Genomic DNA, 26924 nt, shown 5'->3' with positions numbered 1-26924 from the left:
TCCGCCTGCGCCGAGCCGGACCATGCGTTAAGATCGCTTCCTTCCCAGCCGTTTTTTGGCGCGCCGTTGCGCTGCATTCCGCGTCTTGCCATGAGCAATCTGAACCAGCAATCGATCCTTTCCGTCCATCACTGGACCGACACCCTTTTCAGCTTCACCTGCACGCGCGACCCCGGTTTCCGCTTTGAAAACGGCCAGTTCGCCATGGTCGGCCTGGAGGTGAATGGCCGCCCGCTGCTGCGCGCCTACAGCATTGCCAGCGCCAACTATGAAGAGACGCTGGAATTCTTCAGCATCAAGGTGCCCGACGGCCCGCTGACTTCGCGCCTGCAGCACCTGCGCGAAGGCGACCAGATCTATGTCGGCAAGAAGCCCACCGGCACGCTGCTGGTGGACAACCTGCTGCCCGGCAAGACCCTGTGGCTGCTGGCGACCGGCACCGGCCTGGCGCCGTTCCTGTCGATCATCCGCGACCCGGAGGTCTACGAGCGCTACGACAAGGTCGTGCTGACCCACACTTGCCGCTTCGTCGAAGAGCTGGCGTACCGCGAGCTGATCCAGGAACACCTGCCGCAGCACGAGCACCTGGGCGAACTGGTGCGCGAGAAGCTGGTGTACTTCCCGACCGTGACGCGCGAAGAGTTCGACAACCGCGGCCGCATCACCGACCTGATTGCCTCGGGCGAGCTGTTCGAGCGCCTGGACATGGCCCCGTTCTCGACCGAGACCGACCGCATCATGCTGTGCGGCAGCCCCGATATGCTCAAGGACGTGCGCGCCATCCTGGAAGCACGCGGCTTTGCCGAAGGCAATATGAGCCACCCCGGCCATTTCGTGCTGGAAAAGGCCTTCGTCGGCTGAGTCCGGCCCGCCCCGGCGCGGATCGGTTCCGCGCCGGGCGCCTCTGTCGTATCCCCGCGCGCGCTACACCTCGCGCGTCATTCCCTTCAGGTCGATCCACTCGGCAAACTGCGCCTCGGTGACATGCCCCGAGGCGAGCGCCGCCTCGCGCAGCGACAGGTTGCGCTTGACCGCCAGCTTGGCGATCTCCGCGGCGCGGTCGTAGCCGATATGCGGATTGAGCGCGGTCACCGGCATCAGCGAGCGCTCCAGCAATTCGGCGATGCGCTCGCGGTCGGCCTCGACCCCCTCGACCATATGCTCGGCAAAGCTCGACGCCGCGCCCGCCAGCAGGCTCACCGACTGCAGCAGGCTGTAGATGATCACCGGCTTGTAGGCGTTCAGCTCCAGCGTGCCCAGCCCGTTCGCCAGCGTCACCGTGGTGTGGTTGCCGATCACGCGGCAGCACACCATCGCCAGCGCTTCGGCCTGGGTCGGATTGACCTTGCCCGGCATGATCGACGAGCCCGGCTCGTTGGCCGGCAGCACCAGCTCGGCAAAGCCCGCGCGCGGGCCGGAGCCGAGCAGCATGAAGTCGCGCGCGATCTTCAGGAATGACGACGCGGTGGTGCTGAGCGCGCCCGACAGGTCGGCCAGCGCGTCGTGCGCGGCCTGCAGCGCATAGCGGTTGGGCGCGGGCTCGAATGGCAGGCCGGTGTAGTCGGCCAGCGCGCGCGCAAAGGCGGCGGCAAAGCCGTGCGGCGCGTTCAGGCCGGTGCCCACCGCGGTGCCGCCCTGCGCCACCGGCATCGCGCGCAGCATGGCCTGCTGCAGGCGCGACTGGGCATCGGCCACCTGCGTCATGTAGCCGGAGAACTCCTGGCCAAGCGTCAGCGGCACCGCGTCCTGCAGGTGGGTGCGGCCGACCTTGACGATATCGGCAAAGGCCTCGACCTTGCGCGCGAAGGTCTGCTGCAGCTGCTCCAGCGCCGGCAGCAGTTCCTGCTGGATCGCGCGCGTGGCGGCGATGTGCATCGCGGTAGGGAAGCTGTCGTTGGACGACTGGCTGGCGTTGACGTGGTCGTTCGGGTGCACCGGGGTCTTGCTGCCGACCTCGCCGCCCAGCAACTGGATCGCGCGGTTGGCGATGACCTCGTTCAGGTTCATGTTGGTCTGCGTGCCGGAGCCGGTCTGCCAGACCGAGAGCGGAAACTCGTCGGGCCAGCGGCCTTCGATGACCTCGGCGGCGGCCTGCTCGATGGCATGCGCCAGCTCGGGCCGCAGCACGCCCAGTTCGCCGTTGGCGCGCGCCGCGCACAGCTTCAGGACGGCAAAGGCCTCGATCAGCGCGGGCGGCATCTTCTCGGTGCCGATGCGGAAGTTCTGGCGCGAGCGTTCGGTCTGCGCCCCCCACAGATGGTCGGCGGGAACGGGCACGTCGCCCAGGCTGTCTTTTTCGATGCGGGTGGCGGCGGTGGACGGGTCGGGCATGGGCTGACTCCTTGGCAAGGCGGCGGGCGGCTGGGCCGGAGGACATGGTGCGGTCCATTAGAATACCGCTTCGCCATGGCGGGCGCCTGCCGTCCGCCGTCTTGCCGCGTTGCCGGCTTTCGCGACCCGTTCCTGCCGCATGCTCATCGCCCAGCTCAAATCCTTCTTCATGGTGGCCCGCATCGGCAGCGTCACGCAGGCGGCCAAGCGCCTGGGCCTGTCGCAGCCGACCATCACGGCGCAGATCCGCGCGCTGGAGGAGGCCTACGGGGTCGAGCTGTTCCATCGCGGCGGGCGCCGGCTGGCGCTGTCCGACGCCGGCCTGGCGCTGCTGCCGCGGGTCGAGGCGCTGGTGCAGCAGGAAACCGAGATCGATTTCTTCCTGCGCCATTCCGGCGACCTGCGCACCGGCAGCCTGCGCGTGGGTGCGACCGCGCCCTACTACGTGCTGGAACTGATCCGCCGCTTCAGCGACCGTTTCCCGGCCATCGACGTCAGCGTGGTCACCGGCAACTCGCAGGAGGTGCTGGAGGCGCTGCAGGAATACCGCGTCGACCTCGCCACCTCGTCGCAGCGCGTCGACGATGCGCGCCTGTCGCGCCTGCTGCTGGGCGTGGACCCGCTGATGCTGGTGGTGCATCGCACCCATGCGCTGGCCGGGCAAACCGAAGTGCCGGTCAGCGCGCTGGCGGGCTGCCGGCTGCTGATGCGCGAGCTGGGGTCGACCACGCGCATCGCCACCGAAGACATGCTGGCGCAGGCGCGCGTCAGCCCGGCGGCACAGATGGAAATCGGCAGCCGGGAGTCGATCCGCGAAGCGGTGATCCGCAATCTCGGCGTATCGGTGGTCGCCCGGCACGAGGTGCCCAGCCATCCTGACCTGCGCGTGCTTGGCTTCACCGATGCCGCGCCGTGCCTGCACGAATACCTGTATTGCCTGCGCGAGCGGCGCGGCGCACGACTGATCGATGCCTTCGTCGCGCTGGCGGACGCGCCGCCGCAGCAGGCGAGCGGCGCGGCCGGCTGAGTCCGCTGGCGCTACGCCGTCATCTTCAGGCACTGCTCCATGCAGGCGGCGCAGGCGCGCGCGCATTCCTGGCAGTGCTCGGCGTCATGGCGCTCGCATTCTTCCTTGCACCACTTGCAGACTTCGGCGCAGTCCTCGCACACCAGCGGCGCGAACTCGCTGTTGCGCAGCATGTAGGACGCGGCCAGCTGGGCGATGCCGGCGCAATCCATGTCCAGCGCAATGCAGCGCGCCATCTTGCGCACGTCCTGTTCTTCCAGGCACGCGGCCGCGCACTTGAGGGCGGCCGCCGCGGCGGCATTGCAGGCGGCAATGCAGTCGGCGTAGCGGGCGGCGTTTTCCTGCACGGTGGGTCGGATCATGGAACGTCCTCCTTCGGGGGTAGGTGGATGGAACCGGCATGCCCGCGGTGCGGCAAGCGGCGCACCCGCCGCCGCACGGGGCATCGTTATCCACAATAGCAGGCGCTGCGGCTTCCTGTCGGCCCGGTAATTGCTGCGCCGTGCTGGTTACAATGCCGGTAAGCGCGCCGCAAGCGCATCACACAGCGCGGCAGCCAGGCACCGGCACGCAGGCATCGCGGCCGTCACCTGCGCCCGGGTCCGGGGCACCACCGGCCCGCATTGCGCATCTAACAGTCACGGCACCGGCCACAGTGGCCGGCCGCTGCAAACACACACACCGGCAGCACGGGGAAGGAAGGACATCATGGGCGAGGCAAAACGGCGGGGTACCCCCGAGGAGCGCGCGGCACAGGCACGCGCAAAGATCGAGGCCTTGCGCCCCGCCCAACTGGTGTGCGGGCACTGCAAGACCGCGTTCGCGCAGTTCGATGCGCTCGACGTGCCGGGCCTGCCCGGCATCGACGCGGTGTTCGGCGGCGAATGCCCCGGCTGCGGCAACGACGTGGTGGTGTTCAAGGGCGCGCCCGAGGCCGTGGCCCAGGCCATGATCGCCTGGGAGAAGATGCTGGGTGCCGACGCCCAGCTTGGCTACCAGTCCAGCGACGGCCGCCACGTGCCGTTCGAGCCCGAGGGCGTGGCCGGCGCGGTGCCGGACAAGCCCGCCGGCACGCTTCACTGAGCCGTGGAAGGTCCCGCGTGCTGCGGGCTCGGTTCGTCCGCCAGTTCGGGCGGGCCGATCTCGTAGCGGCCGCGGCCCGCGCCCTTGGCGCGGTATAGCAGCACGTCCGCGAGCCGCATCAGCTCGTGGTCCTGCGCCGGGCCGCCGCGATACAGCGCCACGCCGATGCTGACGTCGACGTCGGCTTGCACGCCTTCGAAGCTGAACGGCAGATCCATGGCCTGCAGGATCGCCTGCGCGACGCGGCGTGCGGCGGCGGGCTGCGGCAGGTCTTCCAGCACCACGGCGAACTCGTCGCCACCGAGCCTGGCCACGGTATCGCTGTCGCGCACACACTGGCGCATGCGCTGCGCGAAGTCCTGCAGCAGCAGGTCGCCGGCGGCGTGGCCGTGGATATCGTTGACCGCCTTGAAGCGGTCCATGTCGAGATACAGCAGCGCCATCAGCGTGCCGTGCTCGCGGCTGCGCGCCATGGCTGCATGCAGCTGGCCTTCGAAGGCGCTGCGGTTGAGCAGCTGCGTCAGGTGGTCGGTGCGCGACATGCGCGCCAGGCGCTGTGTTTCGAGCTTGCGCTGGGTGATGTCCTGCACGTGCACATGCACGCCCACCACTTCGCTGCCGTCGGCGCTCCATTCCGGGCGCAGGCTGGTTTCCATGCAGTGGTAGTCGGGGCTCTCGTCCTCGGTTTCAAAGGTCACCGCGCTGCCGGCCAGCGCGCGTTCCAGGAACGGCCGCACGTGCGCGAAGCGGGCTTCGCCGAGCACCTCGCGCATCGGCTTGCCGCGCAGTTGTTCCGGCTTCAGGCCGAACACCCGCTCGTAGGCGAGGTTGTTGAACACATAGCGCCCTTCGGTATCGACGAAGGCCAGCAGCGACGGCAGCGTGTCGGTCACGGCGCGCAGCCGACGCTCGCTGCGGTCCAGCGCCTGGCGGCGCTCGCGCACGTCGCGCATCAGCTTGATGAAGGCGCGCGTCAGGTCGCCGATCTCGTCGCGCTGCTGGCGCGTCGGCAGCCGCTCGAACGCGGACAGGTCGTTGGCGCTGGCCAGCACCACCCGGTGCAGGCGCGACAGCGGCGTCAGCTGGCGCCGCACCGCCAGCCAGATCAGCAGCGCGACCGCGGCCATCGCCACGCCCGCCATGCCGAGGAAGCGCTGCTGCATCTGGCGCAGCGGGGCGTAGGCCTCGCGCGCCGGCAGCAATGCCACCAGTTCCCAGCCGGTGCTCGACATCAGGTAGCGCGCGATCACCGGCCGCGCCGGCGTGAGGAATTCCAGCGGCGCCGGGCTGTCGTCCTCGCCGCAGGTGTCGGCCACGGGCCGTGCCGGCTGGCGCGCCTGGGCGGGATCGGGATGGCGCACGTAGACCGGCTCGCGGCCGGCCGAGACCAGGCAGTAGTAGCCGGTGGTGCCCAGCCGGTTATGCAGGATGTCGACCAGGAAGTTGGCGCTGGACAGGTCCAGCCACCCGCCCACCAGGCCCAGGAAGCCGCGCTGCGGCGACAGCACCGGCACCGCCACCAGCACGCCCATCTGGCCGCTGGTGCGCGAGCGGATCGGCGGCGATACCACTGGCGCCAGCGTGCGCGCCGCCTCGCGGAAGTAGGCGCGGTCGCTGATTTCGGCGCCCTCGCCCTGGTCGCTGAGGACATTGCCGTGCTGGTCTGCGACCAGCAGCGCGTTGAATGCCGCCGGCACCGGGATCGCCGCCGACAGCGCCTGCAGCGCCCGCTGCCGCGCCGCCGCGGCCTGCGCGCCGTGCGCCTGCGCCAGCAGGCCGCCGAGCTGGTCGGCCTGGTGCGACAGCAGCTGGATGCGGTCGTTCATGGCCGTGTCGAGCTGGTTGGCGGTCAGCTTCACCACGGAGTCCTGCTGGCCCTCGAGCGCATCGTGCAGATCGCTGTGCGCGTCATACAGGGCGATCAGTACGATGCCGGTGCCGAACACCGCGGCCAGCACGGTGGTGATGATCGCAATGCGCGCTTTCAGCGTGGGCGTGTAGACGGGCATGTCGGGTGCAGTGGGGGCGCAAGGCGGGCGAGGTGATCGCAGGCTTGTCGCAAACTGCAGGTCGAGTCTCGGGTACAACCCTAACATACCCCGCCGCAGCGGGGCATCCGGCATTTCCCCGTTGCCGGCGCCAGGCCGCGGCGGGGCTGTGCGCGTTGCCTGCACCACGGTATAGTCCCCCGCTAGGCGAGGGCTGGCCGCGTGGCGGCATGCCTGCGCAGGGGCGGTGCCCCTGCCGCATGCCGGAACCGACCGACCATGAGACTGACTTCGCTTGCTCCCGCCCTGTTGTCATTGCTGGTCGCTGCCGGCGGCGCGATGCTGACGGCGGGGGCATGGCGGCAGGCCGACCGGCTCGAGCGCCGCGCCGCGCAGCAGCACTTCGATGCGCTGCTGGCGCAAGCCGGCAGTGCGCTGCGCGAGCGCATGCTGGAGAACGAGCGGCTGCTGCGCGGCGTGGCCGCGGTGATGACGGCCAATCCCGGCACCTCGCGCGCGCAATGGCGCAACTACCTCTATACCGCGCAGCGCGACGACCTGCCGGCCGGTACCCAGGCCATCGGCTACGCGCCGCTCACCACGCCGCAGCAGGTGCCACAACTGGTGCGGGCCGCCCGCGCCGACGGCCTCGCCGATTACGGCATCCATCCCGCCGGCACGCGCGAGCTGTACGCGCCCATCCTCTACATCGATCCGCTGGACGGCCGCAGCATGCGGGTGGCCGGTTTCGACATGCTGTCCGAGCCCGCCCGCCGGGCCGCGCTCGAGGCCGCCCGCGACAGCGGCGAGCCGCGCCTGAGCGCCGGCCTGGACCCCATCAGCGAGACCGAGGCCGTGCCGCGCCAGCGCGGCGCGATGGTGTTCCTGCCGGTCTATGGCGGCGGTGCCGCGGTCAGCACGGTGGCGCAGCGGCGCGCAGCCGTGCTCGGCTACGTCTACCTGTCGCTGCGGCTGGGCGACCTGCTGCGCGCGGTCGGCGCCGCGGCCTCGAACGAACTGGAACTGTCGCTGCACGAGGGCGGCCCCGCCGCGGCCGGCGCGCTGCTGTCGGGCGGCCCCACCGAAGGCGAGCTGCGCGAAGACGGCAGCACCCCGCTGCTGCGGGGCGAGCGCCAGTTCCACTATGGCGGCCGCAGCTGGACGCTGCGCGCCGCCACCCGGCCCGCGTTCGAAGCCGCGCATGGCCCGCGGCCCTCGTATTGGCTCCCGGCCGCGGGTGCGCTGGCGACGCTGCTGCTGGCATGGCTGACCCATGCGCTGGCGCGCCAGGGCCGCGCCGCGCGCCAGCGCGAGGCGCAGGCCGTGCACGCGTGGGAAGACGACAGCGCCATGCTGCAGGCATGCCTCGCGCAGTCCGCCGACGGCTTTGTCGTGACCGATGCGCAGGGCGTGGTGGTGCGCGCCAGCGAGCGCGCCGGGCAATTGCTCGGCACCGATGCCAGGCGCCTGGCCGGACACAGCCTGGACGTGCTGATTCCCGGCGCCACCGGGGTGGTGCCTGCCGACGCCGCGGCGGGTCCCGCCATTCACCGCGAACTGGCAGGCGTGCGTGCCGACGGCGACCGCTTTGCGCTGCGCGTCAGCGCCGCGCCCCTGCCCGCCGCGGCGGGTGCGGCGGGCCACTGGCTATGGACGGTGACGGACCTGGCACCCGAGCGGCGCGCGCAGGATGCCGCCGCGGTGCAGGCGGCGCGCTATGCCGGACTGCTCGACCACGCTGCCTTCTGCGTCATCACCTTCGACGAGCACGGCCTGATCACCGGCATCAACGCGGCCGGCCAGCGCATGCTGTGGTACAGCAGCGCCGAGCTGGTCGGCCACATGCCGATGACCGGCCTGCATGTCGCCGCCGAACTGGCCGACCACGCGCGCGCGCTCAGCGCCGAGCTGGGCGCGCCGGTGCCGCCCGGGTTGCCCGCGCTGCTGGCCAAGCCGCGGCTGGGGCTGACCGATGAACGCGAATGGACCTGGGTGCGCAAGGGCGGCTCGCGCATGCCGGTGCGGCTGGCGGTGTCCGCCCTGCCGGCGCCTGCGTCGTCAGTGAATCCAGGCGCCGTGCCGGCGCCCGGCTACCAGGCGATCGCCTATGACCTGACCGAGCGCCTGCGCGTGGACGAATACATCCGCCACCTGGCGCTGCACGATCCGCTCACCGGCCTGCCCAACCGCGCCGAGCTGGGCGAGCGCGCGCAGGCCTTGCTGCTGCACGCGCGCACCCGCGGCCAGCGCGTGGCGCTGCTGCTGCTCGACCTGGATCACTTCAAGCGCATCAACGATTCGCTCGGCCACCCGGTGGGCGACGACGTGCTGCGCACCATGGCCGACCGCATCAAGGGCACGGTGCGCCAGGGCGACCTGGTGGCGCGCATGGGCGGCGACGAGTTCGGCGTGGTGCTGGGCGGCCTGCGCCACGACAGCGAAGCCGAACTGATCGCCGCCAAGATCCAGGCGCGCGTCAATGAAGAGCTGCTGGCCGGCGGCCAGCGCCTGCGCGTGACGCCGTCGATCGGCATGGCGGTCTTCCCCGACGACGGCGACACGCTGACCGAACTGCTCAAGTCGGCCGACTCGGCGGTCTACGCCGCCAAGCAGGGCGGGCGCGCGCGCCTGTGCCGCTTTGCCAGCGCAATGGCCGAGGCTTCGCTGACGCGCTTCACCATCGAAGGCTTGCTGCGGCGCGCGCTGGCCGGCAACGAGTTCCGGCTGCGCTACCAGCCGATCGTCGATACCGCCACGCTGACCATCCCCGCGGTCGAGGCGCTGATCAGCTGGGAGACCGCGGAACGCGGCGTGATGCAGCCGGCCGAGTTCATCCCCATTGCCGAGCAGAGCGGCCTGGTGGTGCCGCTGGGCGAATGGGCGCTGGCCACCGCCTGCCGCGAGATCCAGGCCTTGCGCAAGGAGCTGGGCCGCGAGCTCGAGGTGGCGGTCAATATCTCGCCGCTGCAGCTGCGCCAGGCCGACTTTCCCGACACCGTGGCGCGCTGCCTGCAGCAGGCCGGCCTGCCGCCGCAGGGGCTGGTGATCGAAGTCACCGAGGGCATCCTGGTCGATGGCGGCGAGACCACCCTCGAAACCTTCCGCCGCCTGCGCGAGCTGGGCGTGGGGCTGTCGATCGACGATTTCGGCACCGGCTATTCCGGGCTCAACTACCTGACCCGCTTGCCGATCAGCCGCCTCAAGATCGACAAGTCCTTTGTCGACGGCGTGGCGACGCCAGGCCACGACCAGGCCGTGGCCGCCGCCATCATCGCGCTCGGCCACCAGCTGCATCTGAAGGTGATTGCCGAAGGGGTCGAGACGGCGGCGCAGTTTGCCTTCCTGCGCGCGCAGGGGTGCGACGGGCTGCAGGGCTTCCTGTTCAGCCAGGGCGTGCCGCAGCAGGCGCTGCGCGAGGTGCTGCGCAAGCCGCTGGCGGTGCCGGATACGGCCAGCGCGGCGGCCGCGTCCACACCGCAACAGGCCTGATCGCGCCGCGGCGAGCCGCATCCCAAATCCCCCGATACCTCCATCGAAATACTTTGCCGATCTGCCATATGGCTGGCATCTGCACTGCCTATGCTGGCGGCCGGTTCGATCGAGACGCAGGGAGATTCGATGATGCAGTCAGGCAAGCCAGCGCCGGGCAGGGCGTTCCTGGCCGTGGAGCAGGTCAGCAAGCGCTTTGGCGGTTCCGGCGGTTCCGGTGGCTTCCTCGCGCTGGACGGCGTGTCGCTGTCGGTCGGGCAGGGCGAGCTGCTATGCCTGCTGGGCCCGTCCGGCTGCGGCAAGACCACGCTGCTGCGCATCATCGCCGGCCTCGAGCGCGAGGACGCCGGCCGCATCCACGCCGGCGCGCGCGAGCTGACCGGCCTGCCGCCGCAGGCGCGCGACTACGGCATCCTGTTCCAGTCCTACGCGCTGTTCCCCAACCTGACCGTGGCGCAGAACGTTGGCTACGGCCTGCACGGGCGTGGCATGGGGCGCACCCACCGCGACGCGCGCGTGGCCGAGATGCTCGACCTGGTCGGCCTGGCCGGCAGCGAACGCAAGTTCCCGGGGCAGCTCTCCGGCGGCCAGCAGCAGCGCGTGGCGATGGCGCGCGCGCTGGCGCCGGCGCCGTCGCTGCTGCTGCTGGATGAGCCGATGTCGGCGCTCGACGCGCGCGTGCGCGAGCATCTGCGCGTGGAGCTGCGCCAGCTGCAGCGCCGGCTGAATATCACCACCGTGATGGTCACCCATGACCAGGAAGAGGCCATGACCATGGCCGACCGCATCGCCGTGATGGATGGCGGGCGCATCGTGCAGGCGGGCACGCCCGCCGAGATCTACGAGCAGCCGGCGTCGGCCTTTGTCGCCGGCTTTGTCGGGCAGGCCAACTGGCTGCCCGGACACAGCGTGCCGGGCGGGCGCTTCACGATTGGCGAAGGCAGCCAGGCGGTCGCGTTGCAGGTCGACGCGCCGCAGCCGCTGGCTGGCGCCGGCAGGCTGTGCTGCCGCCCGGAAGCCGTGCGGCTGGACCCGGACCCCGCCGAGCCCAACCGGCTGCTGGCGCGCGTGGTCGACCAGACCTATCTCGGCAACCGCTACCGGCTGGCACTGGAAGCCGACCGCCTGCCTGGCCTTACCTTGTTTGCCGACGTGGCGCGCGAGGCGCGGCAGCGGCTGCCGGAGGCGGGCGGCCACAAGTTCTGGATTGCCTTGCCGGCCCCGGCGTTGCGGGTGTTCGCATGATGCGCGCCGCCACCGCCTTGCTGCCGGCGCAAGCACCGGCGTCCCGGCAGCGCGGCACCGGCCTGGGCGCGCGGCTGGCGCACGGCGCGCCCGCGGCGATGAAGTGGCTGTGGCTGGCCGGGCTTGCCGTGGGCCTGCTGCTGCCGCTGCTGGCGCTGTTCCGCCAGGCGTGGTTCGATGGCGCGGGCCAGTGGGTGCTGGGCGCGCGCATGGCCGCGCTGGTATCCGGGCCCAACTTCCTGCCGATGCTGGGGCGCAGCGTGGCGGTGTCGCTGACGGTGGTGGCGCTGGTGGTGCCGCTGGCATTCGGCTTTGCCTATGCGCTGCAGCGTTCCTGCATCGCGCTGCGGCCGCTGTGGCGCGGCATTGCGCTGCTGCCGCTGTTCGCGCCGTCGCTGCTGCCGGCGATCGCGCTGGTCTACCTGTTCGGCAACCAGGGCATCTTCCGCGACGCCTTCGGGCCGGGCGGCATCTATGGCTTCTGGGGCATCGTGCTGGGCGAGGCCTTCTACACCTTCCCGCATGCGCTGATGGTGCTGGTGGCGACGCTGTCGCTGGCCGATGCGCGCCTCTATGAAGCGGCGCGCGCCATGGGCGCCGGCCCGTGGCGCACCTTCCGCACCGTGACGCTGCCGGGCGCGCGCCAGGGCCTGTTCGCCGCGGCGTGCCTGGTGCTGACGCTGGTGATCACGGACTTTGGCGTGCCCAAGGTGGTGGGCGGCGGCTACCCGGTGCTGGCGCTCGAGGCGTACAAGGCGGTGGTGGGGCAGCAGCAGTTCGACCGCGGCGCGCTGATCGGCATGCTGCTGCTGGCGCCCGCGCTGCTGACCTTCGCCGTCGACATGGCGCTGCAGCGGCGCCAGCGCATGCAGCTGGGCAGCCGCGCGCAGGTGTACGTGCCGGCCCCCGAGCGCGGCCGCGACAGCGCCTGCCTGCTGCTGGTGCTGGGGGTCAGCGCCGCGCTGCTGGCGGTGGCCGCCACCGCGGTGGGCGCGTCGCTGGTCAGGCTGTGGCCGTACAACCTGAGCCTGACGCTGGCGCACTACGACTTCGACAACATGGACGGCGGCGGCTGGCTGGCCTACCGCAACAGCCTGAAGCTGTCCGTGCTGACTGCGCTGGCCGGTACCGCGGCGATCTTCCTCGGCGCCTGGCTGACCTTGCGCACGCGCGGGCCGGCGTGGCTGCACGGCGTGCTGCGCGCCGGCTTCCTGCTGCCGATGGCGGTGCCGGGCCTGGTACTGGGGCTGGGCTATGTGTTTTTCTTCAACGCCCCCGGCAATCCGCTGCATGCGTTGTACGGGACCATGGCGCTGCTGGTGCTGTGCAACGTCGCGCACTGCTACACCACCGGCCACCTGACCGCTGCCGCCGCGCTGCGGCAGCTGGACCAGGAGTTCGAGGCCGCCGCGCTGTCGCTGGGCGTGGCGCCGCTGCTGACGTGCTGGCGCGTGACCGTGCCGATGTGCCTGCCGGCGCTGCTCGACATCTTCCGCTACCTGTTCGTGTCGTCGATGACGACGGTCTCGGCGGTGATCTTCCTGTACAGCCCCGACACCGTGCTGGCCGCGATCTCGGTGCTGAACATGGACGATGCCGGCGACACCGCCCCCGCCGCGGCGATGTCGACGCTGATCCTGCTGACCGCCGTGCTGGCCGCGCTGTTGCTGCACGCGCTCTCGGCCGGCTGGCTGCGCCGCGCGCAGCGCTGGCGCGCCGGCTGAGCCTTCCGTCTTGTCATCCCGCTGCACTGCGCAACACTCTGACCGACCCCAAAGGAGAAACCATGTTCCGCATCACCCGCCTTTCCGCGGCCGTTGCCGCCGCGGCCGCCGCCACGCTGCCGCTGCTGGCCGGCCACGCCGCCGCCGCCACCGTGCTGACGGTCTACACCGCGCTCGAAGCCGACCAGATCGCCGCCTACAAGGCCGCGTTCGAGAAGGTGCATCCCGAGATCGAGATCAAGTGGGTGCGCGATTCCACCGGCATCGTCACCGCCAAGCTGCTGGCGGAAAAGGCCGCGCCGCGCGCCGACGCGGTGTGGGGCCTGGCCGGCTCGAGCCTGGCGATCCTGGACAAGGAAGGCATGCTCGACCCGTACGCGCCGAAGAACCTGGCCGCGATCGATGCCAGGTACCGCAGCCCGGCCAACCCGCCGGCATGGGTCGGCATGGACGTGTGGGGCGCGGCGATCTGCTTCAACACGGTCGAGGCGCAGAAGCAGGGCCTGCCCAGGCCCACTTCGTGGGCCGACCTGACCAAGCCCGTCTATGCCGGCAAGGTGGTGATGCCGCATCCGGCCTCGTCGGGCACCGGCTTCCTCGACGTCAGCGCCTGGCTGCAGATGATGGGCGAGCAGAAGGGCTGGCAGTACATGGACGCCCTGCACAAGAACATCGGCCTGTACACGCACTCGGGTTCCAAGCCGTGCAAGATGGCCGCGCAGGGCGAGTTCCCGATCGGCATCGCGTTCGAGTACCGCGCCATGAAGTCGAAGAAGGAAGGCGCGCCGATCGATATCGTGCTGCCCAGCGAAGGCCTGGGCTGGGACATCGAGGCCACCGCCATCGTCAAGGGCACCAAGCATCTGGATGCGGCGCGCAAGCTGGCCGATTTCTCGGCGTCGCGCGAGGCGATGGCGCTGTATGAAAAGAACTTCGCGGTGCTGGCCGTGCCTGGCATCGCCAGGCCCGACGCGCTGCTGCCGGCGGACTACGAGAAGCGCCTGATCAAGAACGACTTCCGCTGGGCCAGCGATAACCGCGACCGCATTCTGGCCGAATGGAGCAAGCGCTACGAAGGGAAGGCCGAGAAGAAGTAAGGCCGCTGGACCGGCGCCGCCGCGGCCAGGCGGCCCGCAGAAACGGGTACGCTGCGGCGCCGCGGCCGCCGCTGCCGGGCCCCGGATCAGGCCGGGCGTTGCGCGTCGTCGGTCGCGGGCAGGCCGGCGTGCAGGCGGCGGTAGAGTTCGTCGATGCGCTGGCGGCTGGCCTGCAGTTCTTCGCGGCCGCGTTCGGTCAGCAGGTAGACCCGGCCGATACCGTCGCGCAGCACGCTCTCCAGGTAGCCTTCCATTTGCAGCGCGCGCAGCAGCGGGCGCACCGAGCCGATATCGACCTGGAAGCCATATTCCAGCAGCATGTCGGCCAGCATGGCCACCGTCGCGGGGACTTCCAGGGCGAATTGCAGGACGTAAACGCGGGCGAGCAGGCCCAGGAACTGTCGTTTCATGTGAATTGGCAACGCGGCCGGCGCCGCGCCGGTTGACGCAGGATGTGCCGGCAGTGTGATGACCGGCAGCGCGGCGGCACGGACGGCCAACGAGATGCTTGCTGCCGGTGCGCCGGGCAGCGCGCATTTTACCGGAGCAAAAAAAGAAGCCGCCAGGAGGCCTGGCGGCTTGTCGGGAATGCGTCGGAGGGGTCAATTAACTCTGGCGCAGACCAGATTTTAATTTAATCGAATGCGGATTGTCACGCGTCGGTAACGCGTCCCCACCTGCGAGGGGAGCGGATGAAAGCTCGCGGTAAGAATGTGACGTGTTTACGTGACATTGTGGCGCAAACAGCTCTCAATTTTCAGGTAGATCCGTCAACACGCCGCCAATCCTCGGCCTCACGCGGCCCTACGAGGCGTGACCAAAGCGCCACAGGTCCGAATCCGGCTTGCAGCGGGCGCCGCGCCGGCGTCCAATGCGGCATCGCCGACCCTAGCTGGCAAGCGCGCCCCCTGACCGATGAAGCCCCTTGACCTGTTTCGCTTGCTGGCCCTGGCCGCCCTCTGGGGCGCCAGCTTCCTGTTCATCCGCATCGGCGCACCGGTGCTGGGGCCGGTGCCGACGGCGTTCGTGCGCGTGCTGATCGGCGCGCTGACGCTGGCGGCGTGCCTGCCGCTGCTGGGCTTGCGCTGGGACATGCAAGGCAAATGGCCGGCGGTGCTGGCGCTGGGCGTGGTCAACTCCGGCATCCCGTTCGCGATGTATGCGGTGGCAGCGCTGTGGCTGCCGGCCGGCTACTCGGCGGTGTTCAATGCCATGACGCCGCTGATGGGCGTGGTGATCGGCGCGATCGCGTTTGCGGAGCCGCTGACGCGCGCAAAAGCCATGGGAGTGATGCTGGGCGTGGCGGGCGTCGCGGTGCTGACCCGCACCGGGCCGGTGGTGTTTTCGGCGGAGGTGTTGCTGGGAGCGCTGGCCTGCCTGGTCGCCACCGCCTGTTATGGCTTGTCGGGGTTCCTTGCGCGGCGCTGGATCACCCAGCGCGGCGGGCTGGACAGCCGCCTGGTCGCGGCCGGCAGCCTGGTGGGGGCGGCGGTCTTCCTGCTTCCGTTCTGCATCGCCGCGCTGTGGCGCCACAACACACTGCCCGCTGCCGGCGCCGGCGTCTGGGCGGCCATGCTGGGCCTGGGCACGCTGTGCACGGCGCTGGCCTACATCCTGTACTACCGCCTGATCGCCGACCTGGGTCCGGTGCGCTCGCTGACTGTCACCTTCCTGATTCCGCCGTTCGGCATCGTCTGGGGCGCGCTGTTCCTGGGCGAGGCGCTGTCGTGGGCGCATGCCGCCGGCGGCGCGCTGATCGGGCTGGCGGTGTGGCTGGTGTTGCGGCCGGTCGCTGCCCCGCAGAGCGACGCCAGCCAGGCTTCAGGAGCTACTGCGGAACGTTGAGCCGGGCTAGATGAGAACAAGCTTATAATTGCCTGATTTCAAGTGTCCGTGCTTATAATTTCCTTATATTCGAGTGATGAACTCGATATTTTGGACGGCACGAGCCTCGAAGCAGATGCGAAGGCTCGACAAGCCAGTGCGCGTCGCTATCCTGGATGCGGTGGAAGCCTTGGCATACATGCCGAACTGCCAGCACGTCAAAGCGCTGTCGGGTCACGTCTACGGCTATCGGCTGCGGGTTGGCAACTACCGCGTGCTCTTCGACTGGGACGGGACGATACGAATCGTGGAAATTCAGGAAGTGAAGAAGCGGGATGAACGTACCTACTAACCTCCAGACCATCATCGGGGCGGACGGCAAGCCGGCCTTTGTCGTGATCCCCTACGGCGATTACCTCACGCAATATGCGCAAGCCGGTGACCTGATCCCGCATGCCGTGGTGCGGCGCGTGCTGGCCGATGACATAGCGCCGCTGCGCGCATGGCGCGAACACCTTGGCCTGACCCAGGCGGAAGTCGCTGCGCGGCTCGGCATTTCGCAGTCTGCCTATGCGCAGCAGGAAAACAGTGCCCGCCTGAGAAGGACTTCGCGCGAGCGGATTGCCGCAGCGCTGGGCATCACCGCGGCGCAGCTGGATATCTGATCGGCGCGCCCGGTTCAGGCCTGCGCCGGCGTGCCCACGTTGTACTGCTCGCGCACCATCATCACCACGCGGCGGGCCTGGCGCCAGTGACGCACGGCGTCGGCCTCGCTGCGCTCGGGGAAGTCGACTTCGGCGCTCCAGTTGCAGCCGGTATGGTCGGGGCGGTGCACGCATACCGCGCGCAGCTGGCAGTCCTGGCAGCCGGGCTCCTGGCGCAGGCACAGGTTGATCAGGTGCTTCAGTTCGGACAGGGGTTTGGTCAGGCGCTCCATGGATGGCTCCGTCAGGCGCGCGGCATGCGGCAGGGTCAGGCGCTGGCCGGCAGTTCCGGCACGCGCTCTGCGTCGGCGGCGTCGGCACGGCATTGCGGGCACACGCCGTACAGCACCAGCATATGCTCGCGCAGCACAAAGGCGTTGTCGGCGGCGACCTGGCGCTGGCGCTGCTCGATGCTCTCGTCGCGGAATTCCTCCACGCGGCCGCACGCCACGCAGATCAGGTGGTCGTGGTGACCGCCTTCGTTCAGTTCAAATACGGCGTGGTCCGACTCGAAGCTGTGCCGCAGCAGGATATCGGCCTGCACCAGCTGGTTGAGCACGCGGTACACCGTCGACAGCCCGGCATCCTCGTCCTGCGTCAGCAGGATGCGGTAGACGTCTTCCGCGCTCAGGTGGCGCCTGGCGCTGGTGCGGAACACTTCGAGGATGCGCATCCGCGGCGACGTCGCCTTCAGGCCGGCGCGCTTGAGATGGATCGGGTTGGTGCTCTCGGATGACATGGCGGATGGCATAGGCATGCTGCGGCTGGCGCCCCGCAGTCAGGGCGGCGCCCGGCCTGGCGCCGCACGGGCACGGCGTCAGGGGCTTGGCGGAATTTCAGGCGGGAAGCGCCAGGGCCGGCGCGCTGGCGCTGCCGTCCCTGGCGGCGCGACGTGCCTGCACGGCGCGCGGAATAAAAAGGTGGCCTGGCTTGCCGCCGGAAGACGCGATCGGGAAAGCGGGGTCTGGTTGCTTTCCCGATCTTCCGGAGACTGGCTACTACCAAACGCTCCGCGTGACGGAGCGGTCCCCACAAAAGTCGGTATCGAAGGCCGCGGGGGCGGCATCCGGAAATCTTTCCTGCCAGCCAGGGTGGTTGCCGTCGCGTGCCGCGAGGGTGCCAGCCTGGCTGGGCTGCCTGTGCCGTCCGGTGCGCCGTTTGGTGCGCCGTGCGTCAGGCAGTGATCGAATAGTAAATGGGAATCGATCTCATTACAAGGAAAATTTTGGGGGTGTCGAAACTGCCGATGCCTGCAGCCACCGGATGGCCCGCGTACCAAAGCGGGGTCTCGCTCACGAGGCCCGGGCTGGTCAGGCAGCGCGTACCCGCGCGCCTGGGATTGGTGCCGTCCGGGCAACGCCATGCGTATCGCCGCGCATCTAGCGCATGGGCGTCACCGCTCATACGATTCCGATCATGCACCTCGGAAGATCCTACTCGTTATCCGAATTCATCGTCTGGTCGAGACGGCAGATCTACGCCTTGCTAGCTTGTGGAGCGCTCCCCATTGTCCTCTATCAGCTGCTTGGGCTGAAATGGCTGTCGGTGCCGCTATCGGTCGTGGTGTTGCTGGGCACCGCCACCTCCTTCATCGTGGGTTTCAAGAATGTGCAGACCTACAACCGGGCGTCGGAGGCCCAGCAGGTCTGGACCCAGATCCTGAACGGGAGCCGGTTCCTGGGTGTCCTCAGCCGGGACTTCACCGCCACACCGGCGGCCGCCAGAGAACTGATTCTGCGGCACTGCGCGTGGCTGACGGCGCTACGCTATCAACTCCGAAGCCCGCGGATCTGGGAGAACGCGGGCAAGGCTGCCAACGTGGAGTACCGCAAGCACTACCGCGTGCCCGAGTGGGAAACACCCTTGGAGCATGCGCTTGCCCGATATCTGCCGCCGCAGGAGCGCGATGTGCTGCGGCGGACCGATAGCAAGGCAACGCGGATACTTGCCTTGCAATCAGCGGCAATCAAACGCCTGGTGCAAGCCGGCGAGATCGACTGCGCCTTCCATATGGAGCTCGAAAGAGCCATCCGGGATGCCTTCGAGCAGCAAGGGCGGGCAGAGCGTATCAAGGACTATCCGTACCCCAGGCAATACGCGGTCATCAACCGGCTTTTCGTCCGCTCGTTCTGCCTGTTGCTTCCCTTTGGCATTCTCACGGAATTCGAAAAGCTCAACAGCAGCGTGCCTGGCTTCATGCATGGCCACCTGATCTGGCTGGTGGTTCCGTTCAGCGCGATGATCTCGTGGATGTATCTCGCGCTGGAGCAGGTCGGTGAAAGCACCGAAAACCCTTTCGAAGGCGGCGCCAACGATGTGCCGATCGCGCACATCTGCCGCAAGATCGAGCGCGAACTGATGGAGATGCTAGGCGAGACCGACCCCGTGCCGGAACCGGCGTCGGAACACGGCATTGTCCTTTAGCCCAGCAGGGCCGGCGAGGTCGTGCATGCCTTCGTGCGCAGCCTGCGCGAGGAGGCAGCGCGGCTGGGCAGGGCGAAGGGAACGGCGCAGCAACCGCATGGACGGCGCGCCACCCCCGCCACTTTGTACCGCTTTGTATCTTGCCGCCGATACGACACGGCGGCTGACAAACGCGGCCCGCATCGGCTACATGGCCGATACACCGGTCGCCTTAAATACCTTCCGTGGCCGCGGCGTCGGATACCCCGAAAGCGAAAGCCGGCCCGCTCAACCCTCAACGTGAACTTAAGGAAACCGATCATGACTACCCAAATCGCCCGCCGCTTTGTCTTCGCCCTCGCCCTCGCTGCCGCCGCTGCCGGCGCCCAGGCCGCCAGCTTCTCCGCCGCAGGCGCACGCGACCCGTTCACCGATGGTGCCCGCAGCGCGGTGGACGCCCGCGACCCGTACAGCGAAGGCGCGCGCTCGGTCCAGGAGCCGCGCAGCCCGTACAGCGATGGCGCCCGCAGCGTCGATCCGTTCAGCGACGGCGCGCGCAGCGTCGACCCCTACACCGACGGCGCCCGTTCCGTGGCGGGGCTCGACCGCAGCGGCGTCTCGGCGGACCCGGCGCGCAGCGTCGATCCGTATCTCGACGGCGCCTACGCCTGAGCCATGCCGGCCGGTCCGCCGGCCCGCTTCATCACCACCAACACCATCCAACAGGAACCAGACATGACCCGTATCGAGAAAGTGCTGTACACCGGCAAGGTCCATATCACCGCGGGCGGCCGCGACGGCGAGGCGCGCAGCGACGATGGCCGCCTCAACCTGCAGCTGTCTTCGCCCGGCTCGCGCGGTGCCGGCACCAACCCCGAGCAATTGCTGGCGGCAGGCTGGTCGGCGTGCTTTATCGGCGCGATCGGGCTGGCGGCCGGCAAGCGGCAGGTCAAGCTGCCGTCGGACCTGTCGGTCGATGCCGAGGTCGACCTGGGCATGGCCGGCGACGCCTACCTGCTGCAGGCCCGGCTCAATGTCAGCATTCCCGGCATCGAGCGCGAGCTGGCGCAGGCGCTGGTCGATACCGCGCACCAGACCTGCCCGTACTCGAAGGCGCTGCGCGGCAATATCCACGTCGAGACCAGGCTGGTCTGAAGCAAGGGACTGTCTCATCGCGAGGCAGCCCCCATCCTGCAAATCATGACCGCGGTAGCCCAAGGGCTGCCGCGGTCGCGTGCCGCGAGCTCAATGGCCGGCGCTCTGCCCGCCATCGACGTGCAGGATCTCGCCGGTCACGAACGGCGCGGCATCCAGATACAGCACGGCGTCGACGATATCGCGCATCTCGCCCATATGGCCCATCGGGTGCAGCGCGCCCAGGGCCGCGTGGGTCTCGGGCGCATGCATCGGCGACTTGATGATGCCGGGCGAGACCGCGTTGGCGCGGATGCCGGTGCGCGCGTACTCGATCGCCAGCGAGCGGGTGGCCGCGTTCAGGCCGCCCTTGGTCAGCGACGCCAGCACCGATGGCACCGCGCTGAGGGCATGGTCGACCAGGCTGGTGGTGATGCTGACCACGTGGCCACTGCGCTGTTTCTCCATCTGCGCGACCGCCAGCTGCGTGATATGGAAAAAGCCCGCCAGGTTGATGCCGGTCACCGCTGCGTAGTCCGCTTCGGTATAGCTGGTGAACGGCCTGGCGACGAAGATGCCGGCGTTGTTGACGAGCGTATCAATCCGGCCGAACCGGGCCACGCCCTCGGCGATGACGCGGCGCGCGGTGGCCGGGTCGGACAGGTCTCCGGCGATGGCCAGGAGGTCCTGGTCGTCGGACGGGCGGATGCTGCGCGCCGTGGCGACGACGCGATCGCCGCGTTCGCGGAAGGCCTTGACCAGTTCCGCGCCGATGCCCTGCGATGCGCCTGTGATGACGACGACTTTCTGTGCTGCACTCATGTTTTCACCTCGATGTAGGTTGGTCCGGCTAGCGTGCCGATCGGGCCCGCGGCGCCGATGGCTTCCAATCTAGGGGCTCGGGCCGGGCTTTCGAAGGCACCGGCCGGACAAACAGTTATGCGTGGCGCGTACTAATGCCCGGGCGCGCCAGTCGACTTCGGCGGGGCGCAAACCTATGATGGCGACTGCGCCGGATACCGGGCCAGGTTCGCTACCAGCAGGGGGAAGCCATGAAACGCCAATTCGATGACCTCCAGCTCGGCAGCATCGAACTGTTTTGCCTCGCCGCGGAACTGGGCAGCTTTACCGCGGCCGCGGTCGCCGCCGGCGTGACGCCGCCGGCGGTCAGCCGTACCGTGCAGAGGCTGGAAGAGCGGCTGGGCGTGCGGCTGTTCGTGCGCACCACGCGGCAGATCCGCCTGACCGACGAAGGCCGCCTGTACTTCGAGCAGAGCCGCGCCGCGCTGGCGCAGCTGGGCGATGCCGAGCGGCAGATTGGCGGCCAGCACGCGACGCCGGCCGGGCGGCTGCGCATCAGCCTGCCGACGCCGTATGCCCACTATCGCGTGTTGCCGGTGCTGCCGGCATTCCGGTCCCTGTACCCAGAGGTCCAGATCGATGTGCACATCAGCAATCGCAACGTCGATTTCGCCGATGACACCTATGACCTGTGCGTGCGCGGACGCGCGCCGGATGACTCGAACCTGATCGCGCGCAAGCTCGAGGACGCCGAGCTGGTGGTGGTGGCGGCGCCCGCGTACCTGCGGCAAGCCGGCACGCCGCAATCGCCGGAGGATCTGCTGCGGCATGAATGCATCCAGTTCGAGCGCCCCAGCAGCGGACGCAGGATTCCCTGGACCCTGCGGGTCGACGGCACGGAAACCGATATCGTGACGACCGGCTCGTACACGGCGTCGGAGGATATCCTTGGCGGCGCCACGCTGGTGCGCGCCGGCGCCGGACTGTTCCAGACCTATCGCTTCGTGGTGGAACAGGACCTGCGCGACGGGACCCTGGTGGAGGTGCTGCGCGAATACGGCGGCAGCGCGCGCCCGTTCGTGCTGCTATACCCGTCCGCGCGCCATGTCACGCGCCGGGTCCGGGTGTTCGTCGACTTCCTGCTCGAGAAGTTCTCGGCGTAGCCGTTCGGCTCAGGCCGGCCGGAGCTGGGCGATGACCACCAGGATCACGGCTGCGTTGCCCGGCTGCTGGAAGTGCGAAGAGATCGTGCGCGCGTGGCCGGCCTTGTCGCCCAGCACGTCGCGGAACAGGTCCGACGCCGCGTCGAGCACCGCCGGTTGTGCGAACCATCCGGGGGCGCTGGCAATGTGGCCGTCGACCCGCACGAGGTGGTCGAGCCGCGCAAAGCCGCCAAGATGCGCGTCGATCTGCGCCAGCACGTTGAGCGCGGCCAGTTCGGCGGCTCGCCTGCCTTCGTCGACGCTCAGATCCTTGCCGACCTGGCCTTGCCAGATCACCTTGCCATCCTGCAGCGGCAGCTGGCCGGAGATGAACAGCAGGTCGCCGGCCTGGCTGACCGCGGTATAGCTGCCCAAAGGTTGCGGCGGTAGCGGCAGCGCCAGGCCGCGCGCCGCGAGTCGTTGCTGGACAGACATGGTGGCTCCCAATCCAAAGGTGGTGTCGCAAACGGCACGGCCAGTGTCGGACGTGGCCTCGCGGACGGCGGCGAGTGCCTGTCGGACCCGGTGGCCGTGCTCACGCCACCGACTCTATGGGCTCGCCTGCGCGCGATAAAGCCATTGGCGGGAACAGGACTTGATACATGACGTAACCAGTCCCGGCCGCGGCCCGCCATGCGGCTGGCGGCGCCATCAGTCCGGCATCGGTTCGCGGCTGAACGCCTCCAGTTCCTGCACCAGGCTTTGCGCCGCCAGCCGGACCAGCGCGGCGCCCTTCTCCGGCGTCGCCAGTCCGGGGTCCGAGCCGATGCGGCCGTCCGGATAGCGCGCGCGGAAATCCAGCGCCTCGCGGATGGGGCCGCTGGGGGCGATCCGCGGCGCATAGTCGGCATGCTTGCGCGCATCCGGAAAGGCCCACTGCGTGATCGCGATTTCGGAAGGCGTGGCGTGCGAGCCGTGGCCGGTCGGGAACTGGTCGCGCGCCAGTTCGCCCACGCCAGGCAAGTCCCACCAGTTGCACAGCTTCAGCGCAAAGCCGGCGCGGCGTCCGGCGAAGCTGGCTTCGGCGTAGAGCTCGGAGAAGGCCGCGTCGATCGAGGCGACGTTGCCGCCATGGCCGTTCAGGAACAGCAGTTTGTCGAAGCCGTGTCCCGCCAGCGAGCGTACCCAGTCGCCGAGCGCGGCAATGAAGGTCGACGGGCGCAGCGAGATCGTGCCGGCGAACCCCAGGTGATGCTGCGCCATGCCGATATTGAAGGTCGGCGCCACCAGGATATCGGCGTGCTTCTCCGCCTCGCCCGCAATGATTTGCGGGCATAGCCAGTCGGTGCCGAGCAGACCGGTCGGCCCATGTTGTTCGTTCGAGCCGATGGGGATCACGATGGTACGGCTGCGGGCCAGGTATTGCTCGATCTCCGCCCAGGTTGAAAGATGAAGTTGCACGGGAGCTCCTTGGTGGGTGAGGGTTGGGATCACGGCGGCGCGAGGCCGCATCAGCGGCGCGCGGGCAGCTTGTTGCACAGGATGATGATGGCCGCCAGCAGCGGCAGCGCAGCCATCATCAGCATGCCGAGATGGAGGTTGCCGGTCGCGGTCTTGGTCCAGCCGATGGTGGCCGGCCCCCAGAAGCCGCCCGACAGGCCGATGGTGTTGATCAGCGCGATGCCGCCTGCCGCCGCCGGGCCCTGGATGTATTCGGCCGGCATGGCCCAGAACACGGTGTAGGCCATCCACAGCCCCATGGTGGCGAGCGTCAGCAGCACCAGCGTCGCCACCAGGCTGCCGTCCGCCAGCACCGAGGCGGCCAGCAGCATGGCTGCCGCCAGTGCCGGCACCGCGCAGTGCAGGCGCCGCTCGCCCGAGCGGTCGGACTTGCGGCCCATGTAGTACATGCCGAACGCCGCCGCCGCATAGGGGATGGCCGCGTACCAGCCGAGCCGCACGGTATCGTCCACGCCCTGCGCCTTGATCATGGTCGGCAGCCAGAAACTGATGGCGTAGATGGCCGCGATGATGCAGAAGTAGGCCAGCGCCAGCACATAGACGCGGGGGTCGCGGGCCACAGCGCCGAAGCCATGCTTGTGCGCGGCAACCGGCCCCAGTTCGGCTTCCAGCAGGCGCCGTTCGGCGTCGCTGAGCCAGACCGCCTGCGCCGGGCGGTCCGGCACCAGCGACAGCGCCAGCATGCCGAGCAGCACGCACGGCAGGCCCTCGACCAGGAACATCCATTGCCAGCCCGCCAGTCCGCCATAGCCCGCCAGCGCGGTCATCAGCCACGCCGATGCCGGCCCGCCGACGATGCCGCCGATCGGCCCCGCCAGGAACACGATGGCGATGGCCCGCGCCATGCGTTGCGGCCCGTACCAGCACGACAGGTAATAGATCATGCCGGGCGCGAAGCCGGCCTCGAAGACGCCGAGCAAGAAGCGCAACGCGTAGAACGTCGGCACGTCCCGCACGAACACCATGCAGGCCGAGGTAAGCCCCCACAGCACCAGGATCCGGCTGAAAGTCTTGCGGGCCCCGACCCGCGGCAGCATCAGGTTGCTCGGCAGTTCGAACAGGACATAGCCCACGAAGAAGATGCCGGCGCCCACGCCGTAGGCCGCGTCGGAGAAGCCCAGGTCGCTTTGCATCTGCAGCTTGGCAAAGCCGACGTTTACCCGGTCCAGGTAGGCGAACAGGTAGCAGACCAGCAGGAAGGGCAACAGGCGCCAGTTGATCCGGCTGTAGAGGCTGGAAGCGCCCTCCATGGCGCCCGCGTCAGGAATGGCTAGCATGCTTGCTGTCTCCGGTGTGGTTGCGGCCCGGTGGGGCTCGGTGGGGCTTGGTCGTGTCCCTCGTGGGCTGAATCCTGGCAGCCGCGGGCGGGCTCGCAAACAGCAACTCGGGCCACACTTCGTTCTGTTCCGGGCAACGCACCGATCCGGGTGGCCCACGCTGCCCGTGGCAAGCAAGGCGAGGCGCGTTCGGGTATCGTTACCGCTGCGGAAAAACGGCGGAACGGGCGTTCGACATGCGAGAGATCAATCAGCAGCGGCTGCGATACTTCCGTGAAGTGCTGGCGCACGGCACCATCCGCGGCGCGGCGGACAGCCTGAACACCTCGCCCTCGGTGATCACGCGGCAGATCCGGTTGCTGGAGGAAGAACTCGGCGCGCTGCTGTTCGAGCGCGAGCCACGCGGGCTGCGGCCCACCGCCGCGGCGGCGCACCTGCTGGAGTTCTGGCGCGGCTACCGCTCGCACCAGGAGAAGCTGGAAGACCAGCTGCATGCGCTGCAGGGGCTGCAGCAAGGCGAGGTCAGGCTGGTCCTGAGCGAGGGCTATGTCGACCTGCTCGTCAACGAGGTGCTGGCACGGTTCTGTGCGCGCTATCCGCGCCTGGATATCCGCATGGACATCCTGGCGGTCGATGGCGTGCTGGAGGAAGTGGCGGAAAGCCGCGCGCATATCGGCCTGGCCTACAACCCGCCGCCGCACCCGCGCATCGCGTACCGCGCCAGCGCGTCGCAGCCGGTGGTGCTGCTGGTCAGGCCGGACCACCCGCTGGCGCTGCGCGGCGGAGCGGCCAGCGTTGCCGACCTGCAGGCCTATCCGCTGGCCATGATGCCGGCATCGTTTGGCGTCGGCCATGCCTTGCGCATGGTCGAGTTCGCCGAGAACGTCTCGATCCGCGCGACCCTGGTCAGCAACTCACTGACCGCGCTGAAGCAGTTCGTCGCCTACGACCAGTACATGACGCTGATCGGGGAATTCGCCGCGTACCGCGAGATCGCGGCGGGCACGCTGGCGGTGGTGCCGCTGGACCATCCCCTCTTTCTGGGTACGCAGGCCCGGCTGCTGGTGAAGGCGGGGCGGCCCCTGCCCGCGGCAGCGCTCGAACTGCTCGACCATATCGGCCGGCATATGTCGATGTTCGCGCGCCAGCGCTAGCCTGGCCGCGGCGTCTTGCCGGCGGCGCACGCGCCGCTCAGGCAAGCGTCTGCGCGACGATGGCCGCGGCGGCCAGGCTCGAGGTGCCGATGGCCAGCCAGCATCCGAGCAGCAGCGCGCCATGGGCAAGGCTTCGGCTTGGGTTCATGGTGTGGTCTCCTGTCAGATGCCGGTGGCGCGGATCAGCGCTCGATCACCGGCGCATGGACCGGGGCGATCGATTCGTGCGGCGTGGCGGTGCGTTGCGCGGCCTTGTGCACCATGGTGTAGGCGTAGTCGATGCCCATGCCGTAGGCGCCCGAGTGTTCTTTGGCGATGCCCGTGACGGCGTCATAGGTGTCGCGGTTGTTCCAGTCGCGCTGACACTCCAGCAGGACCTGCTGCCACGTCACCGGCACCACGCCGGCCTGGATCATGCGCTGCATGGCGTAGTCGTGCGCTTCCTTGCTGGTGCCGCCCGAGGCGTCGGCAACCATGTAGATCTCGTAGTCGCCTTCCAGCATCGCGCTCAGCGCGAAGGTGGTGTTGCAGACTTCGGTCCACAGCCCGGCCACCACCACCTTCTTGCGGCCGGCGGCCTGCAGGGCGTCGCGCACCTTCTGGTCGTCCCACGAATTCATCGAGGTGCGCTCGAGGGCCTGCTTGCCCGGGAACACATCCAGCAATTCCGGGTAGGTATAGCCCGAGAACGAATCGCTCTCGACCGTGGTGATGGTGGTCGGCACGTCGAACACCCTGGCCGCCTTGGCCAGCCCGATCACGTTGTTCTTCATGGTCTGGCGGTCCATCGACTGGACCCCGAAGGCCATTTGCGGCTGGTGGTCGATGATGATCAGCTGGCTGTTGCGCGGGGTCAGGACTTCAAGCTTGGCGTTCGACATGATGTTCTCCCAAAACGATTCAAAATTGTTGATTGTCTGTAGCGGCGCTGTTTGTGGTGTAGCGCAGCCATGTGCAGAACTATAGCGAACACCGTGACA

Annotated in this window: 26 protein-coding genes; 15 read left to right on the top strand and 11 right to left on the bottom strand. The window is 69.1% G+C overall.

The genetic code is table 11. The features are described from left to right. The first annotated feature begins 90 nt into the window (after positions 1 to 90). On the top strand, positions 91 to 861 hold the full coding sequence (locus LIN44_RS23450) for a ferredoxin--NADP reductase (RefSeq protein WP_227314659.1): 771 nt from the start codon (positions 91 to 93) through the stop codon (positions 859 to 861). Positions 862 to 924: 63 nt separating this feature from the next. On the opposite strand, the gene fumC is transcribed toward LIN44_RS23450, so the two are convergent. After that, on the bottom strand, positions 925 to 2331 hold the full coding sequence (gene fumC / locus LIN44_RS23445) for a class II fumarate hydratase (RefSeq protein ID WP_227314658.1): 1407 nt from the start codon (positions 2329 to 2331) through the stop codon (positions 925 to 927). A gap of 139 nt (positions 2332 to 2470) precedes the next feature. Between fumC and LIN44_RS23440 the strand changes: the two genes are divergently transcribed. After that, the gene (locus tag LIN44_RS23440; RefSeq protein WP_227314657.1) at positions 2471 to 3358 is read left to right on the top strand and encodes a LysR family transcriptional regulator; all 888 of its coding nucleotides are present in this window, start codon (positions 2471 to 2473) and stop codon (positions 3356 to 3358) included. 11 nt (positions 3359 to 3369) lie between these two features. Here the strand turns inward: LIN44_RS23440 and LIN44_RS23435 are convergent, their stop codons facing one another. Further along, entirely contained in the window at positions 3370 to 3720 is a 351-nt protein-coding gene (locus tag LIN44_RS23435) for a four-helix bundle copper-binding protein (RefSeq protein ID WP_018006016.1), read from the bottom strand. A 346-nt stretch (positions 3721 to 4066) separates the two neighbouring features. On the opposite strand from LIN44_RS23435, the gene LIN44_RS23430 reads away from it, so the two are divergent. After that, positions 4067 to 4441: a hypothetical protein gene (locus tag LIN44_RS23430; protein WP_227314656.1), complete on the top strand. Its 375-nt coding sequence runs from the start codon at positions 4067 to 4069 to the stop codon at positions 4439 to 4441. Here the strand turns inward: LIN44_RS23430 and LIN44_RS23425 are convergent. Beyond that, positions 4435 to 6450, bottom strand: a complete 2016-nt coding sequence (locus LIN44_RS23425; RefSeq protein ID WP_227314655.1) for a diguanylate cyclase domain-containing protein — start codon at positions 6448 to 6450, stop codon at positions 4435 to 4437. The genes LIN44_RS23430 and LIN44_RS23425 overlap by 7 nt on opposite strands. A gap of 258 nt (positions 6451 to 6708) precedes the next feature. On the opposite strand from LIN44_RS23425, the gene LIN44_RS23420 reads away from it, so the two are divergent. From LIN44_RS23420 to LIN44_RS23405, 4 genes are all read left to right on the top strand, one after another. Next, positions 6709 to 9918 (top strand): EAL domain-containing protein, encoded by a 3210-nt coding sequence (locus LIN44_RS23420; RefSeq protein ID WP_227314654.1) that lies wholly within the window; start codon positions 6709 to 6711, stop codon positions 9916 to 9918. A gap of 132 nt (positions 9919 to 10050) precedes the next feature. Next, positions 10051 to 11163, top strand: coding sequence for a putative 2-aminoethylphosphonate ABC transporter ATP-binding protein (locus LIN44_RS23415; RefSeq protein ID WP_227316408.1), 1113 nt, complete (start codon positions 10051 to 10053; stop codon positions 11161 to 11163). Beyond that, positions 11160 to 12887 (top strand): putative 2-aminoethylphosphonate ABC transporter permease subunit, encoded by a 1728-nt coding sequence (locus LIN44_RS23410; protein ID WP_227314653.1) that lies wholly within the window; start codon positions 11160 to 11162, stop codon positions 12885 to 12887. The genes LIN44_RS23415 and LIN44_RS23410 overlap by 4 nt, the downstream gene beginning before the upstream one ends. Before the next feature lie 62 nt (positions 12888 to 12949). Then, a complete protein-coding gene (locus LIN44_RS23405) occupies positions 12950 to 13984 on the top strand; it encodes a putative 2-aminoethylphosphonate ABC transporter substrate-binding protein (protein ID WP_227314652.1) in 1035 nt (344 codons plus the stop codon). 86 nt (positions 13985 to 14070) lie between these two features. Here the strand turns inward: LIN44_RS23405 and LIN44_RS23400 are convergent, their stop codons facing one another. After that, positions 14071 to 14394, bottom strand: coding sequence for a PadR family transcriptional regulator (locus tag LIN44_RS23400; protein ID WP_115665789.1), 324 nt, complete (start codon positions 14392 to 14394; stop codon positions 14071 to 14073). A 505-nt stretch (positions 14395 to 14899) separates the two neighbouring features. On the opposite strand from LIN44_RS23400, the gene LIN44_RS23395 reads away from it, so the two are divergent. From LIN44_RS23395 to LIN44_RS23385, 3 genes are all read left to right on the top strand, one after another. Next, complete coding sequence (locus LIN44_RS23395) at positions 14900 to 15829, top strand: DMT family transporter (RefSeq protein ID WP_227314651.1); 930 nt, start codon at positions 14900 to 14902, stop codon at positions 15827 to 15829. Between the two features lie 76 nt (positions 15830 to 15905). Next, a complete protein-coding gene (locus LIN44_RS23390) occupies positions 15906 to 16160 on the top strand; it encodes a type II toxin-antitoxin system RelE/ParE family toxin (RefSeq protein ID WP_227314650.1) in 255 nt (84 codons plus the stop codon). Next, entirely contained in the window at positions 16144 to 16473 is a 330-nt protein-coding gene (locus LIN44_RS23385) for a helix-turn-helix domain-containing protein (RefSeq protein ID WP_227314649.1), read from the top strand. Before LIN44_RS23390 ends, LIN44_RS23385 begins: the two co-directional genes overlap by 17 nt. 14 nt (positions 16474 to 16487) lie before the next feature. Here LIN44_RS23385 and LIN44_RS23380 read toward each other — a convergent pair whose 3' ends face one another. Then, positions 16488 to 16745, bottom strand: coding sequence for a hypothetical protein (locus LIN44_RS23380; protein WP_227314648.1), 258 nt, complete (start codon positions 16743 to 16745; stop codon positions 16488 to 16490). Positions 16746 to 16780: 35 nt separating this feature from the next. After that, complete coding sequence (gene fur / locus LIN44_RS23375) at positions 16781 to 17269, bottom strand: ferric iron uptake transcriptional regulator (RefSeq protein ID WP_112776291.1); 489 nt, start codon at positions 17267 to 17269, stop codon at positions 16781 to 16783. 659 nt (positions 17270 to 17928) lie between these two features. Here fur and LIN44_RS23370 point away from each other — a divergent pair. The 3 genes from LIN44_RS23370 to LIN44_RS23360 all read left to right on the top strand — a co-directional run bounded on the left by LIN44_RS23370 (position 17929) and on the right by LIN44_RS23360 (position 20070). Beyond that, complete coding sequence (locus LIN44_RS23370) at positions 17929 to 18936, top strand: bestrophin family protein (protein ID WP_227316407.1); 1008 nt, start codon at positions 17929 to 17931, stop codon at positions 18934 to 18936. Between the two features lie 300 nt (positions 18937 to 19236). Further along, on the top strand, positions 19237 to 19587 hold the full coding sequence (locus LIN44_RS23365) for a hydroxyquinol 1,2-dioxygenase (protein ID WP_183284716.1): 351 nt from the start codon (positions 19237 to 19239) through the stop codon (positions 19585 to 19587). Between the two features lie 63 nt (positions 19588 to 19650). Continuing rightward, positions 19651 to 20070 carry an organic hydroperoxide resistance protein gene (locus LIN44_RS23360; protein WP_092314743.1) on the top strand — a complete coding sequence of 140 codons (420 nt, stop codon included), beginning with the start codon at positions 19651 to 19653 and terminating at the stop codon, positions 20068 to 20070. 90 nt (positions 20071 to 20160) lie between these two features. Here the strand turns inward: LIN44_RS23360 and LIN44_RS23355 are convergent, their stop codons facing one another. Continuing rightward, complete coding sequence (locus LIN44_RS23355) at positions 20161 to 20871, bottom strand: SDR family NAD(P)-dependent oxidoreductase (protein WP_227314647.1); 711 nt, start codon at positions 20869 to 20871, stop codon at positions 20161 to 20163. A gap of 230 nt (positions 20872 to 21101) precedes the next feature. Here LIN44_RS23355 and LIN44_RS23350 point away from each other — a divergent pair, with 230 nt between their 5' ends. Beyond that, positions 21102 to 22013 carry a LysR family transcriptional regulator gene (locus LIN44_RS23350; RefSeq protein ID WP_227314646.1) on the top strand — a complete coding sequence of 304 codons (912 nt, stop codon included), beginning with the start codon at positions 21102 to 21104 and terminating at the stop codon, positions 22011 to 22013. Between the two features lie 9 nt (positions 22014 to 22022). Here the strand turns inward: LIN44_RS23350 and LIN44_RS23345 are convergent, their stop codons facing one another. The 3 genes from LIN44_RS23345 to LIN44_RS23335 all read right to left on the bottom strand — a co-directional run bounded on the left by LIN44_RS23345 (position 22023) and on the right by LIN44_RS23335 (position 24790). Further along, positions 22023 to 22487: a RidA family protein gene (locus LIN44_RS23345; protein WP_227314645.1), complete on the bottom strand. Its 465-nt coding sequence runs from the start codon at positions 22485 to 22487 to the stop codon at positions 22023 to 22025. Positions 22488 to 22703: 216 nt separating this feature from the next. Next, positions 22704 to 23453 carry a creatininase family protein gene (locus LIN44_RS23340; RefSeq protein WP_227314644.1) on the bottom strand — a complete coding sequence of 250 codons (750 nt, stop codon included), beginning with the start codon at positions 23451 to 23453 and terminating at the stop codon, positions 22704 to 22706. A 50-nt stretch (positions 23454 to 23503) separates the two neighbouring features. Beyond that, on the bottom strand, positions 23504 to 24790 hold the full coding sequence (locus LIN44_RS23335) for an MFS transporter (RefSeq protein ID WP_227314643.1): 1287 nt from the start codon (positions 24788 to 24790) through the stop codon (positions 23504 to 23506). A 236-nt stretch (positions 24791 to 25026) separates the two neighbouring features. On the opposite strand from LIN44_RS23335, the gene LIN44_RS23330 reads away from it, so the two are divergent. Then, positions 25027 to 25944: a LysR family transcriptional regulator gene (locus tag LIN44_RS23330; RefSeq protein WP_227314642.1), complete on the top strand. Its 918-nt coding sequence runs from the start codon at positions 25027 to 25029 to the stop codon at positions 25942 to 25944. 182 nt (positions 25945 to 26126) lie between these two features. Here the strand turns inward: LIN44_RS23330 and LIN44_RS23325 are convergent, their stop codons facing one another. Further along, positions 26127 to 26825 carry a hydrolase gene (locus LIN44_RS23325; RefSeq protein WP_227314641.1) on the bottom strand — a complete coding sequence of 233 codons (699 nt, stop codon included), beginning with the start codon at positions 26823 to 26825 and terminating at the stop codon, positions 26127 to 26129. Between the last annotated feature and the right edge of the window lie 99 nt (positions 26826 to 26924).

It is taken from the genome of Cupriavidus sp. MP-37 (assembly GCF_020618415.1).
Taxonomy (GTDB): domain Bacteria; phylum Pseudomonadota; class Gammaproteobacteria; order Burkholderiales; family Burkholderiaceae; genus Cupriavidus.
The sequence above is the reverse complement of the archived record's forward strand: the minus strand, read 5'-3'. Positions and strand labels throughout refer to the sequence as shown.